The 15,996-nt window shown below is 66.3% G+C and carries 21 protein-coding genes; 13 read left to right on the forward strand and 8 right to left on the reverse strand.

Translation table 11 applies throughout. The features are described from left to right. Positions 1–147 precede the first annotated feature (147 nt). The 6 genes from IEY88_RS42410 (at position 148) to IEY88_RS42430 (ending at position 4,805) form a co-directional block, all read left to right on the forward strand. The gene (locus IEY88_RS42410; RefSeq protein WP_189160560.1) at positions 148–540 is read left to right on the forward strand and encodes an ATP-binding protein; all 393 of its coding nucleotides are present in this window, start codon (positions 148–150) and stop codon (positions 538–540) included. 127 nt (positions 541–667) lie between these two features. Further along, positions 668–1,468, forward strand: coding sequence for an alpha/beta fold hydrolase (locus IEY88_RS42415; RefSeq protein ID WP_229694285.1), 801 nt, complete (start codon positions 668–670; stop codon positions 1,466–1,468). Continuing rightward, positions 1,468–1,800, forward strand: a complete 333-nt coding sequence (locus IEY88_RS44775; protein WP_229694286.1) for a PAS domain-containing protein — start codon at positions 1,468–1,470, stop codon at positions 1,798–1,800. Before IEY88_RS42415 ends, IEY88_RS44775 begins: the two co-directional genes overlap by 1 nt. An 8-nt stretch (positions 1,801–1,808) precedes the next feature. Further along, on the forward strand, positions 1,809–2,687 hold the full coding sequence (locus IEY88_RS42420) for a PP2C family protein-serine/threonine phosphatase (RefSeq protein WP_229694287.1): 879 nt from the start codon (positions 1,809–1,811) through the stop codon (positions 2,685–2,687). Next, on the forward strand, positions 2,684–3,049 hold the full coding sequence (locus IEY88_RS42425; protein WP_229694288.1) for an STAS domain-containing protein: 366 nt from the start codon (positions 2,684–2,686) through the stop codon (positions 3,047–3,049). The genes IEY88_RS42420 and IEY88_RS42425 overlap by 4 nt, the downstream gene beginning before the upstream one ends. 208 nt (positions 3,050–3,257) lie before the next feature. Next, positions 3,258–4,805, forward strand: coding sequence for a CHASE3 domain-containing sensor histidine kinase (locus tag IEY88_RS42430; RefSeq protein ID WP_229694289.1), 1,548 nt, complete (start codon positions 3,258–3,260; stop codon positions 4,803–4,805). Positions 4,806–4,857: 52 nt separating this feature from the next. Here IEY88_RS42430 and IEY88_RS42435 read toward each other — a convergent pair whose 3' ends face one another. Further along, positions 4,858–5,253: a DUF4383 domain-containing protein gene (locus IEY88_RS42435; protein ID WP_229694300.1), complete on the reverse strand. Its 396-nt coding sequence runs from the start codon at positions 5,251–5,253 to the stop codon at positions 4,858–4,860. A 1,206-nt stretch (positions 5,254–6,459) separates the two neighbouring features. Between IEY88_RS42435 and IEY88_RS42440 the strand changes: the two genes are divergently transcribed. Continuing rightward, entirely contained in the window at positions 6,460–7,992 is a 1,533-nt protein-coding gene (locus IEY88_RS42440) for a serine-rich family protein (RefSeq protein ID WP_189160563.1), read from the forward strand. A 172-nt stretch (positions 7,993–8,164) separates the two neighbouring features. After that, complete coding sequence (locus IEY88_RS42445) at positions 8,165–8,302, forward strand: hypothetical protein (protein ID WP_189160564.1); 138 nt, start codon at positions 8,165–8,167, stop codon at positions 8,300–8,302. 176 nt (positions 8,303–8,478) lie between these two features. Here IEY88_RS42445 and IEY88_RS42450 read toward each other — a convergent pair whose 3' ends face one another. Further along, positions 8,479–8,874: a hypothetical protein gene (locus IEY88_RS42450; protein ID WP_189160565.1), complete on the reverse strand. Its 396-nt coding sequence runs from the start codon at positions 8,872–8,874 to the stop codon at positions 8,479–8,481. A 616-nt stretch (positions 8,875–9,490) separates the two neighbouring features. On the opposite strand from IEY88_RS42450, the gene IEY88_RS42455 reads away from it, so the two are divergent. Beyond that, entirely contained in the window at positions 9,491–9,919 is a 429-nt protein-coding gene (locus IEY88_RS42455) for an STAS domain-containing protein (RefSeq protein WP_189160566.1), read from the forward strand. Between the two features lie 21 nt (positions 9,920–9,940). On the opposite strand, the gene IEY88_RS42460 is transcribed toward IEY88_RS42455, so the two are convergent. The 3 genes from IEY88_RS42460 to IEY88_RS42470 are packed head-to-tail and all read right to left on the reverse strand — an operon-like array spanning position 9,941 to position 10,789. Next, complete coding sequence (locus IEY88_RS42460) at positions 9,941–10,231, reverse strand: SU10 major capsid protein (protein ID WP_189160567.1); 291 nt, start codon at positions 10,229–10,231, stop codon at positions 9,941–9,943. Further along, positions 10,117–10,623 (reverse strand): SU10 major capsid protein, encoded by a 507-nt coding sequence (locus IEY88_RS45750; protein ID WP_444543349.1) that lies wholly within the window; start codon positions 10,621–10,623, stop codon positions 10,117–10,119. The genes IEY88_RS42460 and IEY88_RS45750 overlap by 115 nt, the downstream gene beginning before the upstream one ends. A 7-nt stretch (positions 10,624–10,630) precedes the next feature. After that, a complete protein-coding gene (locus tag IEY88_RS42470; RefSeq protein ID WP_189160569.1) occupies positions 10,631–10,789 on the reverse strand; it encodes a hypothetical protein in 159 nt (52 codons plus the stop codon). 77 nt (positions 10,790–10,866) lie between these two features. Here IEY88_RS42470 and IEY88_RS42475 point away from each other — a divergent pair, with 77 nt between their 5' ends. The 3 genes from IEY88_RS42475 to IEY88_RS42485 all read left to right on the forward strand — a co-directional run bounded on the left by IEY88_RS42475 (position 10,867) and on the right by IEY88_RS42485 (position 13,066). Further along, a complete protein-coding gene (locus tag IEY88_RS42475; protein WP_189160570.1) occupies positions 10,867–11,151 on the forward strand; it encodes a hypothetical protein in 285 nt (94 codons plus the stop codon). Between the two features lie 324 nt (positions 11,152–11,475). Further along, on the forward strand, positions 11,476–12,216 hold the full coding sequence (locus IEY88_RS42480) for a GAF and ANTAR domain-containing protein (protein ID WP_229694292.1): 741 nt from the start codon (positions 11,476–11,478) through the stop codon (positions 12,214–12,216). A gap of 70 nt (positions 12,217–12,286) precedes the next feature. Beyond that, on the forward strand, positions 12,287–13,066 hold the full coding sequence (locus tag IEY88_RS42485) for a GAF and ANTAR domain-containing protein (RefSeq protein ID WP_189160571.1): 780 nt from the start codon (positions 12,287–12,289) through the stop codon (positions 13,064–13,066). Between the two features lie 66 nt (positions 13,067–13,132). On the opposite strand, the gene IEY88_RS42490 is transcribed toward IEY88_RS42485, so the two are convergent. The 3 genes from IEY88_RS42490 to IEY88_RS45215 form a co-directional block, all read right to left on the reverse strand. Beyond that, entirely contained in the window at positions 13,133–13,402 is a 270-nt protein-coding gene (locus IEY88_RS42490; RefSeq protein ID WP_189160572.1) for an STAS domain-containing protein, read from the reverse strand. Positions 13,403–13,588: 186 nt separating this feature from the next. Further along, complete coding sequence (locus IEY88_RS42495) at positions 13,589–13,942, reverse strand: hypothetical protein (protein ID WP_189160573.1); 354 nt, start codon at positions 13,940–13,942, stop codon at positions 13,589–13,591. 158 nt (positions 13,943–14,100) lie between these two features. Further along, positions 14,101–14,229: a hypothetical protein gene (locus IEY88_RS45215; RefSeq protein ID WP_268241293.1), complete on the reverse strand. Its 129-nt coding sequence runs from the start codon at positions 14,227–14,229 to the stop codon at positions 14,101–14,103. Between the two features lie 331 nt (positions 14,230–14,560). Between IEY88_RS45215 and IEY88_RS42500 the strand changes: the two genes are divergently transcribed. Next, positions 14,561–15,349: a GAF and ANTAR domain-containing protein gene (locus IEY88_RS42500; RefSeq protein ID WP_189160574.1), complete on the forward strand. Its 789-nt coding sequence runs from the start codon at positions 14,561–14,563 to the stop codon at positions 15,347–15,349. The last annotated feature ends 647 nt before the right edge of the window (positions 15,350–15,996 follow it).

A 15,996-nucleotide genomic window follows, 5' to 3' on the forward strand; every position in this document is an offset into this window, starting at 1 on the left:
AAAGATCACCTGGACCGGTGTGGATGCTGCGGTGGACGGGAATCCTGGGGTCATTCGCACGTGGTGCGCAGGCCTGTCGATCTGATTGTCCCGTGCCTCTACGCGCTTATGCTCCGATCCGCTGCAGGGGAGTCGAGGAGGCTGCTCGTGGGCCAACCGGTGAACGGTGACGTCCAGCTCAGTCTTGAGCTCGACGAGGGAACTCCGGCGCTGCGGGCGATCCGGGCGTGGATCGCCGACGTCCTCGTGGGCGAGGACGAGGACTTGGTGCAGGACGCCGCACTTGTGGCCACCGAGCTTGTCAGCAACGCATATGACCACGCGGCCGGACCACGGACCGTGCGGCTCGAGTGCAAACCACATGTCCGCATCACCGTGGAAGACGGAAGCCCGGAACGCATGCCGGTGATGGGACGATCCCGCCTCGGCGAGGACCGCGGGCGAGGGATGATCCTCGTGCAGAGCATCGGACGCAGCTGGGGAGTGGAACGACGAGCCGGTGCGAAAGCGGTGTGGGTCGAGTTGGCTTGTCCTGCCTGATCCGCTCTCCGTAGAACTCGGCACGCTGGCCGCGGAGAGCAAGCGGCTCGGACGCTGGCGCTACGGGACGGTCTCGACTGTCCGGCGATCACTCGCACTAGACGAAACCACTGGCAAGATGTGCCGCGTGGACGCTACCACCAGGAACAACGTGACCGTCCTCGGTCACCACCACAGTCCGACGCTGCTGCTCGCGCACGGCTTCGGCTGTGATCAGCACCTGTGGCGACTTGTCGCGCCGGTGCTGTCCGAGCGGTTCCGGGTGGTGCTGTTCGACCACGTCGGTTCGGGCAGATCGGATTCGTCCGCCTGGTCGGCCGAGCGGTACTCGACGCTGGACGCCTACGCCGAGGACGTGCTGGAGATCTGCTCCGAGCTGGACCTGCGGGACGTGGTGCTGGTCGGGCACTCGGTGTCGGCGATGATCGCGGTGCTGGCTGCGAACCGCGACGCGGACCGGTTCGCGAAGCTGGTCCTGCTGACGCCCTCGCCGTGCTACGTCGATGACGGCGACTACCGGGGTGGGTTCAGCCGCGCCGACGTCGAAGAGCTGCTGGAGTCACTCGATTCCAACTACCTCGGCTGGTCGGCGACGATGGCACCGGTGATCATGGGCAACGCGGACCATCCTGAGCTGGGCGGCGAACTGACGGACAGCTTCTGCCGCACCGATCCGATGATCGCCGGTGCGTTCGCCAGGGCGACCTTCCTCTCCGACAACCGAGCGGACCTGCCGGAGGTCGCGGTGCCGACGCTGGTGATCCAGACCGCGCAGGACGCCATCGCGTCGCAGGAGGTCGGCCGGTTCGTCCACGAGCAGATCGCCGGCAGCGAGCTGGTGACGCTGGACGCGACCGGGCACTGCCCACAGCTGAGCGCCCCCGAAGCAACCACAGCGGCGATCTTCGCGTTCGCTGGTGCCCAGTGATGTCCGCGGCCGACGACAAGAACGGTGTCAGCGCACTGTTCACCGCTCTGCTGGAAGACAGCGCCGAGGACCTGTACGAGAACGCCCCGTGCGGCTATCTCTCCACGTTGATGGACGGCACGATCGCCAAGGTCAACGGGACGTTGCTCGACTGGCTGGGGCTGGAGCGTGTCGAGCTCGTGGGCCGGCTGCGGTTCAGCGACCTGCTGAGCGTGGGCGGCCGGATGTACTACGAGACCCACATCGCGCCGACGCTGGCGATGCACGGCGAGGCCGGCGTCTCGCACTGGAGCTCAAGACCGCCGACGGGGCACGGCTGCCGGTACTGGTGACGTCGACTGTGAAGACGGGCGATGACGGCGCCGCGCAGCTGATCCGCACCACTGTTTTCGATGCCCGCGACCGCCGAGCGTACGAACAGGAGCTGTTGCGCGCCCGTCAGCAGGCCGACGGAGAACGTGACCGGGCACGGCACCTCGCATCGACACTACAACGGACCCTGCTGCCGCCCGTGCTGATGACGGTGCCGGGCATGGAGGTGGCCGCCTACTACCACCCGGCCTCGATCGACGAGGTCGGCGGCGACTTCTACGACCTCTTCCCGCTCACCGGCGAGAGCTGGGGGTTCTTCCTCGGTGACGTGTCCGGAAAAGGCGCCGAAGCGGCAGTGGTGACCTCCCTGGCGCGATACACCCTGCGTGCCGCCGCGGTCTACAACCCCGAACCCGTCAGGGTGCTGGACAATCTCAACGCTGTGCTGCACCAGCAGTACCTCGGCGGGAACACCCGATTCTGCACGGTCGTCTACGGATCCCTCGTCCCCGACGACACCGGCTGCGCGATCACTCTGGCCAGCGGCGGCCACCCATCGGCGATCGTCGTGCGCGCTGACGGTACGGCGGAGTTCCTGCACACTCCGGGTGGAATGCTCGTCGGCGCCATTCCTGATGCGAGGTTCACCGAAGTCGTGGCGCATCTCGCTGCGGGCGACACCCTGGTGCTCTACAGCGACGGCCTCACCGAAGCCCGCCTCAGCGCGGGCAGGGAACGCTACAGCGAAGAGGAGCTGCTCGACTTCCTCGCTGCGTCTCCGGCGGCCAGCGCGCCCGAGATCATCGGTGCGCTGACCAAGTTGCTCATCGGTTTCGGTGACGGTGTGGAGGACGACACCGCCCTGCTCGCCCTGAGCTTTCCCCGATCCGGAAACGAGCAATCGTGAGCACCGCGTTCAGCACCACGACAAGGTCCACGCCGAGCGGGCCGGTTCTTTCCTTCATCGGTGAACTCGATTCGTCCGCCGCTCCTGCCGCGCACGACGCCATCAAGCAGCTGCCCCTCGGCACTGGTGATCAGTTGGTCATCGACCTCACCGATCTGACGTTCTGCGACTCCAGTGGAATCGCGGCCCTCATCGCGGCGCGCGACTTCGCCGGCAAGGCGGGCGGGATGATCGCGTTGGCGGCCGTTCCGCGTCACCTGAGCAGGGTGTTCGGGCTGCTCGGACTCACCGGCCTGTTCGCCATCCACGCGACCGCGGCGCACGCCCAACGAGCTCGGATCGAGTCGACGACTGAACGCTGATCCCGGATCTTGATCGCATCGCCGCTGACACCGATCTACTTCCATTGCACCGAATGGTTCAGGCCTGTCTCGGCCAAGCAGCATGGCGAGTGGGCGTTGGTCTTGCTCGTCGAGGTCGAGTGCGAGCGCACCCACGACACGACCCTAGGGTTGCCCGGCTCAACGCGTGTTGACCTTGGCGCCTTCGCGTCCTAGTCGGGGAGGTGCCGTGAACGCGGATCTGGATCCTGGTGCAGGGCTTGGCGGTCCGTCGCTGAGACGGTGGTCGGTGTGGATCTCGCTGGCGCTGGTGGTGGTGCTGCTGGGATCGGCCACAGCGGTGCTGCTGGCCATCGGCGATCTCTCACGAGCACGAGCGCGACTGCTGGACGTCGTCGGTCCCGCAGTGGTCAGCGCGCAACAGCTCGGCACCGACATCGTCGACCAGGAGAACGGGATCCGGGGCTACGTCCTCAGCAGCCGCACCGACTTCCTCACGCCCTACAACAACGGGTTGGACAGGCAGAGCGCTGCGCGCGCGACCGTTGCCGCCTTGAACACCCCGACGATCGCGAAGAACGTTGCCGCTCTCGACGACGCGCTTGCTGCCTGGCGCAGTCAGTACGCCGATCCCGCGATCGCCGCGGTCCGCGCGGGCAGCCCGGTTCCAGACGACACGATCGGCAAACAGCGCTTCGACGCCGTCCGCATAGCGCTCTCAAGTCTGCAAGCCGAGCTGGCGATCGAGCGCACGGCTGGCAGGACGGCACTCAACGACGCTGCCACCCGGATGGCGACCACCTGCATCATCGCCCTGGTTGTGTTACTGATCGCTGTACTGGGCTGCGTCGCCGCCGTGCTCATGCATGTCGTCGCCCCGTTGAGCAGGCTTCGTGAGCACGTCGGCTTGGTGGCGAGCGGCGACTTCACGCACACGGTGACCGCGACAGGGCCGGAGGAACTGCGGGCGCTGGGCCGCGACGTCGACACGATGCGCACCCGCATCGTCGACGAGCTAGGTCAGGCACGGGAACGCAACATTGCATTGGACGCCGCGACGGAGGAGTTGCGTCGTTCCAACTCGGAGCTGGAGCAGTTCGCCTACGTCGCTTCCCACGACCTCCAGGAACCCTTGCGCAAGATCGCGAGCTTCTGCCAGCTGCTGGAGAAGCGCTACCGCAATCAGCTCGACGACCGAGCCGCCCAGTACATCGACTTCGCGATCGACGGCGCGAAGCGCATGCAGATGCTCATCAACGACCTGCTCGCCTTCAGCCGGGTCGGCCGACACACCGACCAGCACGTTGTCGTGCCGGCCGCCCAATTGGTCGACGAGGCCAGCCGCGACCTCGCTGAACAGCTGGAGGAATCCGGTGCCCAGCTCGACGTGGGCGTCCTGCCGGAGATCCGGGGAGAGGCCCGGCTGCTCGTCGCGGTGTTCCGGAACCTGATCGGCAACGCGGTGAAGTTCTGCGGTGAGAACGCACCGCACGTGAGCGTTGACGCCGAGCCTGGCGAGGACGACATGTGGGTGTTCTCAGTGCGTGATAACGGAATCGGCATCGAAGAGCAGTACGCCGACCGGATCTTCGTCATCTTCCAGCGACTGCACGCCAAGGACCAGTATCCCGGCACCGGCATCGGACTTGCCATGTGCCGCAAGATCATCGAGTACCACGGCGGGCGCATCTGGCTCGACACCTCGGCAACCGCCGGTACCACCATCCGCTTCACCCTGCCCCGAGCCGAGGCGAACACCCCTGTCACCGTCGACTAGGCCCAGTGCTTCACAACTCGATCTCACGCTGGTGCTCGACGAGCCAAGTTTCCTAGCTGCTGCGGCTGGTGATCGCGGCAAGGGCGACCATGCCGATGCCGAGGCCCAGATGCAGCCAGTTGTCGGCGGTGTTGACCGGGACGAAGTTCGCCGCGCTGTCGTGGTCGACCGCGATCCCGTAGAGCCAGAGCAGGAGATAGATCGCGCCGCCGCCGACCAGATAGATCGCCGCACGGCGGGCCGTGCTGGCCATGAGCAGTCCTGCAACGCCGAAGGCGATGTGGACCAGGTTGTGCAACACCGACACCGCGAACACGCCGAGCAGCAGTGCGCCCTCGTGATGACCGGCGAAGGAGAGCTGTTCGGAGTTCGCTGTGACGCCGGGTACGAAGCCGAGGACACCGACGAGCAGGAACACCACGCCGACTATCGCCGCGACCAGCTGAATGGGCCGAGGGGACGCCTTGCGATGTCTCGCGCGGAAGGAACCTGTTGGAGTCAAAGGACTCACCTCCGAGAACCTTAACGCGAACTTGACATCGATGGTTCGGAACGCGTCCGTTCACGGATTGGTGATCACTCTGCGTTGACGTGATCGACGTGATGGTGTGCCTCAAAGTAGTCAAAAATGGATGTTTCGAATTGTTTGGCTGCGCTGAGCTGCGAAAATAGAAAACTTCCACTTTCGTGTGAACCGCTCCCGGAACAGCTCCGAATAGGCAGATGTACGGGTGCTGATTCGTCGAAAGGGGGTGATTGCATGAAGACGACGTGCTCTACAACGCTACGGCGGACGCTGGGCTTGGCCGGATTTCTCATCGGATTCGGTCTGCTCTCGGCGGGAGTCGCGAGCGCTGATGAGGGTGACTCACCCGGCTTGCTGGGTGGGGTCGGCGAGCTCATCTCCCCGGTAGCCAAAGCGGTGGCGCCGGTGACGCAGCAGCTCACGCCAGTGACGAGAGGTGTCGCGGAGGTGACCGATCCAGTGCTCAAGCCTGTTTTGAAGGCTGCCTCGCCGGTGACCGAACCTCTGCTGGCACCCCTGACGCCGGTCGTTGACGCCGTGGTGCGGCCCTTGAATCCAGTGCTGGAGCCACTTCAGCCGGTGACAGCACCGCTTCTCGCCCCCGTGGCGGAAACGGCGCGGGACGTGCCGGTGGTACCTAGGATCACGGAACCTTTGGTGACGCAGCGATCCGCTCCGGCGGACGTTCCGCCGCCAACCGCTCTTCCCGAGGTTCCCGTTGCCGAGCCTGCACTTCCGGAGGCACCGTGGACAACGGGCGTTGCATCGGAAACTCACGCGGTGGCACTGCCTGGCCGAGCTGCGGCGACGATGTTCTCGCAGCAGCAACAGATCTCCGCATCTGATGTGGCGCCACCAGCCGAGGCGCCGCTTCCGCCGTCACCTGACGTGCCGTTCGCTTTGCCCGGCACGATGGGATCGGTGTCGTCGAGTGGATCGACGAGTCCCGCTGTCTCGGATCTCCCCGCAGGATCGGGAGTTCGTCCGGACAACGGATCGCTTGTGGTGAGTACAGATCACCAGGTCCACGGGTCGTGGTGTTACTACTACGGCCGAAGTCATCCCAGTTGATCAGTCCTGACAACCAAGCCGACAGATCACCAAGCTTGTTTGACAGGAAGGTTCGACATGCACAGCTCTGTGCGACGCGGTCTGATGGCCGCAGTGTTCTCGGGAGGCTTCCTCCTGGCCGGCTCGGCAATCGCAAGTGCTGACACCGGAGGCAACGGCCTCCTGGGCGGCGTCGGCGATGTCGTGCACTCGGTTGTGAACGGTGGCAACGGCGGTAACTCGGGCAACGGCGGCAACGCCTCCAGCTCGAACAACGCCACGTCCGGCAACTCGGGCAACTCCGGGAACTCGGGTTCCACCGGTGGCAACAGCGCCTACGGCGTCTGCGTGCTCGCCAAGTGCAACACCCAGGTGAGCTCGGGCAATTCCGGGAACACGGGCGCGACGGGTTCAACGGGCGACGCCTCCAACCACAGCAACACGGTGGGCGGCAAGTCCGGTGCGGCAGGCAACGGTGGCGACGCCACCGCGGCCGGTCGTTCGCAGAACTCGAACGCGAACGCGGGCAACGGCGGCAAGTCGGGCAACGGCGGCAACGCCTCCAGCTCGAACAACGCCACGTCCGGCAACTCCGGTAACTCGGGCAACTCGGGTTCCACCGGTGGTAACAGCGCCTACGGCCTGTGCTTGCTGGCCGAGTGCGACACCCACGTAACCTCGGGTGACTCGGGCAACACCGGTGCGACGGGTTCGACCGGCGATGCCACCAACCACAGCAACACCGTGGGCGGAAACTCGGGTCCCGCCGGTGACGGCGGCGACGCGGCGGTCGTGAGCAAGAACCAGAAGTGGAACAACCACGGCAAGTCTGGTTCGGCTGAGGCGACCGCGGGCAACGGCGGTAATTCGGGCAACGGTGGCAACGCCTCCAGCTCGAACAACGCCACGTCCGGTAACTCGGGCAACTCCGGGGACTCCGGCGACACCGGCGGCAACAAGGCCGTGTGGACGTTCGGTTCGGATAAGGGTCACGGCAAGTCCTGGAACAGCACCAAGTCCTGGACCACCGTCACCTCGGGTGACTCGGGTGACACCGGCGCGACCGGTTCGACCGGCGACGCCACCAACCACAGCAACACGGTAGGCGGCAACTCCGGCCCGGCCGGCGACGGCGGCAACGCCTGGGCGACGACCGAGCAGGGCAAGAAGTCTTGGAACCACGGCAAGTGGAGCCACCGCAACAACAACTCCGGCTCCACGGACGCCACCGCGGGCAACGGCGGTAACTCGGGCAACGGCGGCAACGCCACCAGCTCGAACAACGCCACGACCGGCAACTCGGGCAACTCCGGGAACTCCGGTGCGACCGGCGGCAACACGGCCGTGGTGAGCACCGAGAACAAGAACTCCGGCTGGAACAACCACGGCTGGAAGCACGACGGTTGGAAGCACAACGGCTGGAACAACAGCTGGAAGAACCACGGCACCAAGTCCTGGACCGAGGTCACCTCGGGCAACTCCGGTGACACCGGCGCCACTGGTTCGACCGGCGACGCGTCCAACCACAGCAACACGGTCGGTGGCCACTCCGGCCCGGCGGGCGACGGCGGCAACGCCTGGACCCACGGCAAGCACTCCGTGAAGGCGTGACCGCAAGGTGATCAGGGCGGGGCTGACTTCGGTCGGCCCCGCCTTTCGCGTACGAGCAGGAAACGTCAGCGCCGCAGAAACGTCGAAGCTAGCGTGATCGTGCCGGTGCTCAGCTATAGAGTTCTCCGGGAAAGCGCAGTCTTGGCCGAGCCGTCGGGACGGCGCGATTGTTGTGGTCGCGGAGTCGTGGAACAGCTACTCCGGAGACGCGTTATTCGGCCTTATGACCTGCTACGCCTGGCTCACCGCACGCTGGGAACGCCCGGAACTGCTCGCCGTCGAAGAGGACTACTTCTACCCGACCGCCTGAGCCCTGACGGCGACACCCTCACCCCGCCAAGGACGTCGAGGACCCTAGGTCATCGACGACGCCGTCGACGAACTCATCGAGATGGTGCTGGCCCGCGGCGGCTGGATCGCCCTGCTGCAGCCTGGAGAACTGCCCGAGGGCACCCATCTCGCGCTGACCCTGCGCCGCCGCTGACCTCACCCGCGCATCCCGCGCCGTGCTGGCTGGCGCACCCGCTTCGAAAGGACGCGACCCGATGACCACCGTTCTGCGCCCGCCGACGCCCTCGCCGACCTGAGGGCAACCGCCGCTTCGTCACCGACCAACCCGCCAACCACAACCAGGACGCCGCCCGCCGCCGCATCAGCGCCCAACACCGGCTTGTTCTTGTTGGCCTGTTTCCTCGCCTCGTCGAGGTTGATGGACCTGGCGTCGTCCGCCAACTCGAGGCCGCAGACCTTAATGTGGGAGGCGCCCGGTGATCCTCGGTCGCCGCACAGCCGCCGGGGTAGCTCACCGATCTTGCCCCGGACCACAGCGCGCGTTGACGTGAACCCTCCGCGGACCTCGGTCACCATCTCAAGCCAGGCCATGCACGATGGTGCAGTCGAACCCTTGCTGTGGAGTGGAACAGGGTCGACCAGCAGGTTTACGTCGGCAGCCTGGTGGTGGAGTCATCGTTCGGCCTTTCCGCGTCTGAGTAGCGGCGTGGAGACGGGTCGCTCGGACCCGTCCCCGCCTTGGATGTCCCCTCTCAAGCCGAGCGACTGCGAGACTGCCTTCGATCAACGCAGGAAGGCGGGGAGTTGCGGGAGTGTTTTTGCCGGAGAGGATTGCATGCCGTACCGGTCAGGAGTGGAGCGCGGCACCGCGTGATGATGACCGGTGTCCCGCACCATGCCTTCAGCTCTATAGATGAGACGCTCGCAAGCCACTGTGATGCACGTGCTCGGGCTGCGGCACCGAGCAGGGCCAGGTGAGGTCGGCGGCAGTCTTCACTGTTCGGGGGTGTTGCCTGCGTCGTGTGAGCCGGTAGGTTGACCTGTGTGGACGGGGCTTGACGGTCGCCCCGTGGTCCAGCCGCGGCTGTCTGGTCCTCGGGTGTCGAGTCGGAGACCGGTAGGTGTCACCGCCCGTATGGCCAGATAGCTGCTGGTGCCTGGACCCCGCTCTGAGCAGCGCCCACGCGACGACAGGAAGCGCGGCGCTATGAGCGACCCACGCATGGCCTTGATCGACATCATCCCGCCGAAACTGGTGGACATCCCTGTGGAGCCGTCCCCGCCTGCTGACGATCAGCCGCCGATCTCGGTGTTCACCACCATGGTCGGGGACGTGCCGGTCACGGTGATCAGCGGCGATATAGACATGACCACTCGTGCGGTGGCGCAGGCGGAGATCACCGCACAGCTCCAGACGCATCCTGTCACCTTGGTGCTCGACCTGATCGAGGTGTCGTTCTTCGGGTCAGCGGGTGTGCGGCTGCTGGTCGAAAGCCAGCACGATGCGACCGACAGCGGGTGCCGACTCGTGGTCGTGGCGCACTCGGCTCGCGTCGGGCGGGTGCTCACGCTGACCGAAGTGGACTCGCTGCTGGAGTTGCAGCCCGACATCGTCACCGCGATGCGATCGCTGTGACCCTGGTGAACACCAGAGCGGCTACGTCTGCGCCGAGTTTTGGGCGGCCTGCTGCGCGCGGTCGGTCGAGCCTGTACGCGTCAGCGGCTCGGAGAACAGGAAGCCCTTACCGGGCGTCTCGAGGAGCACCAGCGCGCACTGGTCGGGGCTGACTACTTGCACGGTGTCAGCAGGCATGTACCGGTTCAGCCTGACGTTCAAGCGGCCGAAATCGGTGTCGATGGTGGTGACAGCGACGCCGCCGACGTTGCGCGTGGACTCCTGGTAGTTCTTCTTCGTGATGAACTCGGGGTCAGCATGCGCTTCTGCCATGCACCGCACATCAGGGTGGCGGTCCCAGAGACCTGAATGCCGTCGTTCTCCCACATCTTCCGGCACAGGTCCAGCACCATCGCTTCCGCCAGAGGTGTGGCGGTGGCGTGGGTGACGACGTTCGTGCTCGTGGCATCCAGGATGCCGCGCGTGCGGCGCACCGTGGAGTTGTCGGTGGGCTCCTGGAACCGTCCGACGATGAACCCCAGCTCGACGTCCCGCGCGATCTGCGGCAGGGGTTGGCGGGTCCGCCAGTCCATCTCCACGGCGACCACGTTCGTGCCGCCGACGCTGACGGCGTTGGGATTCGCCGAACCCGTGCCAGCGAACATCTGCTGAGAAGCCTGCCGGGTGTAGGTGACGCCCACCGTCTGCTGGTGGATCTCCAGCACGTTGCGGTCATGGCCGCGCGAACGCGGCTCTCGGCCTGGGTGCGTCGGCGCCTTCGAGGCGCTGGTAACCCGAGTCCGGCGGGAGCAGGTCGTACACCGTCCAGGTGTGCGCGACGCCATTGGCGCGCTTGCCCCCGGTCAGGCCACCGATGGACGAGCCCGCCATCTGAGTCCAGGTTGGGCATTCGTCCATTCGGGTGGTGCAATTCGGACAAACGCGCGTCCTGATGAATGCTGGTGCGAGTGCAGCACGAACACTCCTGCGATCTGTGCGACGACACGGGCACGATGACCTGGCAGCAACCGGTGCCCGGCCAGGATGGCGTGCTCGCGTTGACGCAGATGAGCCACCCCTGTGTCAACGGCTGCTCCGGCTGGTACCGGCATCCTGCCGCGGAGAGCGGGAACGTGGTGGACCCCGCCGACGAGCTGGTCGCGGGCAACGTTGCTCACGTCAACCAAGACCACCGCACCGACTGGACCCGGCCCGCCGCACGGCCCCTCGACAACCCCACGACACCACACTGATCGTCGCCGTCAGGACGCTCTGCGAACTACACCCAGCTGCACCCGGCCGCGATGTCAGCGACCAGGCCGCCGAATTCCGCCCTTCGCCGGATGCCGGATTCGTTGTCGCGCAACGAGAACCCGCATGCCGTCACAGCACTCCGCGAAGCCTGAACTGCGGTGTTGCTGCACGGTCCCTACGCTGGACGTTCATCCTGATGCGATCATGCAAGGCGTGGGCCCAGACCTCGCTACGTCCAGGAATGACTGCACGCAGTCGACGTGGTGGAGGAGCCTGGTGTCAACCGCAGACGCTCAGCCTGTGCTCGGCGGTGCGAGCCCCCTGTGACCGATTCTCGTGGGCTCGACCAGCCGGTGAGCCGCGCGCGGGCAACGGTGATGGCCGCACTGCGCGACGACGAGAGCGAACTCGACGCGTTGGCGCGCGTGATCCGCGCGTGTGTGGACGTCCTGCCTGTCGACGGCGCCTCCGTCTCGGTAATGAGCGGTCCACGAGAACGGGAAACGCTGTACGCCAGCGACGAGATCGCCGCGAAGATCGAGAACGTGCAGTTCAGCCTCGGTGAGGGACCTTGCTTCGAAGCGTTCGCCACGCGCAGGCCCGTACTGGTTCCCGACCTGCCCCAGGCATCGGCGCTGCACTGGCCGGTGTTCGCCACGGCGCTCTCCTCGCTGCCCGTCGGCGCGATCTTCGCGTTCCCTCTGCAGGCGGGCGTGATCGGCATCGGCGCGATCGACCTCTACCGCGGCACGCCCGGCTGGCTGTCGGGAGACGAGCTCGCGGTGGCCCTGGAGGTCGTCGACCTGGTGGCCGCGGTGCTGCTCGGGCTGTTGCTGGGCGACCTCGACGCCACCGGCGGCACCGGCGGATGGCTGGGGGCGCTCTCGCCAGCGCGGGAGCAGGTGCATCAGGCGACCGGGATGCTCATCGCGGCGTTCACCATCTCCGCCGAGGAGTCCCTGGCCCGGTTGCGTGGGTATGCCTTCGTCATGGACAGATCGCTGGACGAGGTCGCCGACGACATCGTGAACCGCCGGCTATCGCCCTTCGAACTTGACAGATGACCACGTGCGAGCGCCGAGGACGAACCCGGTTGCAGCACTACCGTCGCACCACGAAGACAGGAGCTGCGACATGAGCGGCACGGCACTATCCGGATCGCAACGCGAATCCCGGTTGCTCCAGGCGTTCGTCCAGCTCGCGGACACCCTCGTGGACGACTACGACATGGTGGACGTGCTGCAGCAGCTGGTCGAGCACTGCGTGGAGCTGCTGGACGCGAGCGCGGCCGGGTTGATGCTGTCCGACCAGCACGGCGGCCTGCGCGTCGTGGCCTACTCCTCGGCCCAGACCCGGATGCTCGAGCTGTTCCAGCTGCAGGCCAGCGAGGGTCCCTGCCTGGAGTGCGTGCACACCGGCGCGCCGGTGCTGGTCGCCGACCTGACAACCGCGACTCAGCGCTGGCCCCGGTTCGCACCGCTCGCCGCCGAGACAGGGTTCGCGTCCGTGCACGCGGTACCGATGCGGTTGCGCCGCGAGACCATCGGCGCGCTGAACCTGTTCCGCCGCGAGACCGGATCGCTGACCGAGGAGGACATACTGGTCGCGCGGGCGCTGGCGGACTCCGCCACGATCGGAATCCTGCAGGAACGCGCCATCCGGCGCAGCGAGGTCGTCACCGAGCAACTGCAGACGGCGCTCAATAGCCGGGTCGTCATCGAGCAAGCCAAGGGCGTGCTCGCGTTCGCCGGCAACCTGGAGATGGAACAGGCGTTCCAGGTGCTGCGCGGCTACGCCCGCAACGGCGGTCGCCGGCTGGCCGACGTCGCACGGGAGGTCGTCGGCGGGGAGCTTCGTCCCGACGAGCTCCTGGCCAGGCAGCTACACCGCCCAGACACTCCGCAACGACTGTAGAAACGCACCTGATGATGCACAGACGGCGGGTTGTGGCGGCCAGGCGTGCTGCCGCGCGCTGGCTGTTCACGGCTGCTGACGAACCGCTGCGAGCGCGTCCTCGACGGTCGAGGCCACCGACAGGACATGGTTCAACCCGGTGGCCTGCAACGGGCGTTGCGCTGCGGCCTCAGTCACCACGATGACGAACCCAACGCCGTTGTGCTGGGCCTTGCCGTAGACCTCCAGCAGCATCGACAAACCGGCCGAGCCCAGGAAGCTCACGGCCAGCACGGCGACCACTCCCGCCGGCCGCGCGGCGATGTGCTCGTACAGCCTGGTGCCGACCGCGTCCACTACACCGGATCCAGCTCCCCGGTGACGGTCGCGACCAGCACACCATCGCGATCGATGGCCTGCACCCGACCGCCGATAACTTCCCTTGGTCATCACCTGCGCACCTCGCCTCCGCCAGTGACCTGCTCCTATACGCGCACACTGATCACCACACCGCTTCGACGTTACGACGAACGCACAGGTCTCTCAACCGCGTCCAGAGATCACCAGCGTGATCATCGAGGAGCGCAGCGCTGGGATCTCAGTGCCGGTGCCGCTCGATGATCGACGAGAGCTTGGCGTGGAACATCGCGTCATCGAGAAGTTGCGCGGGTTGTCCTCGATGAAGCCGTCCGCGACGACGTCGCTGTTCGCGTCCAGGCTCATCCCGGTCTCGCCCAAGCGCGCGTTCACCGCCTCCCGGTACTCCTGGACGATCGCGTCGACGTCGTAGTTGTCGACGGTCGGCCCGAGGCGCTCGCGGACCAGGTCCTCAAGTGTGCTGATCTCGCCGTCCATGTCGTAGAGCTCCGCCAGGCCACCATGGACTCGATCAGTCATGCCCGCCATGATCCGGATCAGGCACGTCACCCGATCGAGACGCCCGGAGCTGGACCGCCAGCTGTCGGGGTAACAGTGCGTCCAGCCGTGCGATATTCTGGGCAAGGTCCGGCGCGCACCCCCCAGGCACGCCGGACCTTCCTCATGAGCAGGCCAACTCAGATGAAGGCGTGAATGGTGAGCGCGGTTGACCTGTTTGACGCCTGGGCGCGCCGGTCGGCGAGAGACACCGCGCTGTGCGCGTCATGCGGATCATCAGCCTGGCCGCGTTCCTCGCCGGTCTCCATTTCGATCTGCTCGCCTCCTGACTCGCTTCGAAGCCGCTCAGGCTTGCGGAACAACCCTGTTCTGCGTCGAACTGATCAATTCGGCTTGGATCAGCGCCCGGCGGGTATCGAAAGGGCGCCGTACACGTGCGCGTGAACATGGTAGGCCGCTTTCGGGCGGACCGGCCGGCTCCGGCGCGGGCAAGTAGAAACTCTGCAGCTCCCGCGCCGGTCCCGGTGTGCTTGAGCGGCTGGATGATCGCAGTCAGGTCTTGATCACTGAGTACCATGCCCTGACGACGTCAAGCAGCGGCGCCGTGGACAGTTCCTCTGAACCACAAGGTGCCGCGGCATGGCCGATGAAACAACCGCGTCCGAGACGTCTCCGGGCGGGCCCGGCGACGGCGATCGTCCCGACGCTCTGAGCAGACTCGACGAGACCGCCGAGGCGCTGACGGTGCTGCGGGACTCCTTCACCGACGAGGAGCCCCTGGATACCGCGTTGCAGAGGCTGGCGGACACCGCTTCCAGGGCGATCCCGGACGCCGACGCGGTCACGGTGTCACTGATGGATCTGGCGCAGCCGCGCACCGCGGCCTCCACGAACCCCCGGCTGATCGAGGTCGACGAGAAGCAGTACAGCGCCGGCCGGGGCCCGTGCCTCGAATCCGCGCGCACCTTGCGGGCGGTGCGGGCGGTCGTCGGGGAGAACCTCGACGACTGGCCGGAGTTCGAAGCAGCGGCCGCGGAACACGCCATCCGCGCCTACCTGTCCGTGCCGGTGCTGCTGCCCTCCCCGAAGTCTGCTGAGGAGGAGCACCTCGGCTCGCTCAACATCTACAGCTACACGGCCGCGGCGTTCGACCCGTTCGACGAAGGACTCATGCGGCTGTTCACGACAACAGCGTCGGCCACGATCGCCAGCGGCCAGCGCTGGCAGCGCTCACGAGACCACATCAGCAGCCTGGAACGGGCTCTCATCTCCCGGGCCGTCATCGACCAGGCCAAGGGCATCCTGATGGCCGTGCACTCCTGCACCGCCGACGACGCCTTCACGATGCTCGTGCAGCGCTCACAGCACGAGAACATCAAACTCCGCGACATCGCCAACAACCTCCTCGACTCGGTGATCAGTTCCTGAGCACACGTCCCTCAGCGGCACGTCTCGAGCTGCATGACCGCTGTCTGATCCACGAGAACGCAACCGTGCAGCTCCTGAGTGCCTCCCTGACCGGCGTGGGCAGGAACCTCACCGCGGTGATCAGCCCGCAGGCGACAATCCAGAGGACACACAAGGAGCTGTACGAACGGCTGTGGGCCACGGCTGTGCCGCTCACCGCTGTTAGCCCCGGCCAGATACGTCGTCGGAACTGGTGCCGCCCGTGCGCGAGGCTTGAGGTCGAGGCATTGTTCGCAGGCCAGTGGCGGCGGCATTTCTCGCTGTCCGTCAGTGATCTCGGTATGTGCCGTCGCCCTGGCCGAACCTTGGGAGGGGCACCAACCTGCGCGAGATCGTCTGCACAGGGCCGAACCTTGGGCGGGAGTACCAAAGGATGGGAACAGTTCTGACCTGCGGTTTCGTGCAGGCAGCCTGGTGATTGAATCGCGTTTCAAGTTGACTTCGCACCTGTGACGGTCACCTGGGGCGGGGCGATTGCCTCGCCCCAGGCTGGCAGGCCCGATCGGCAGAAGCCCGGGGTGATTCTCCTCGGCGAACTTGGAGAAGGGCAGCACCACCAGTACGGACAGTCGCGCGCGGATGCAGTGCTCCGCGACTGCGGCGCTGTA

Source organism: Lentzea pudingi, assembly GCF_014646255.1.
GTDB lineage: Bacteria > Actinomycetota > Actinomycetes > Mycobacteriales > Pseudonocardiaceae > Lentzea > Lentzea pudingi.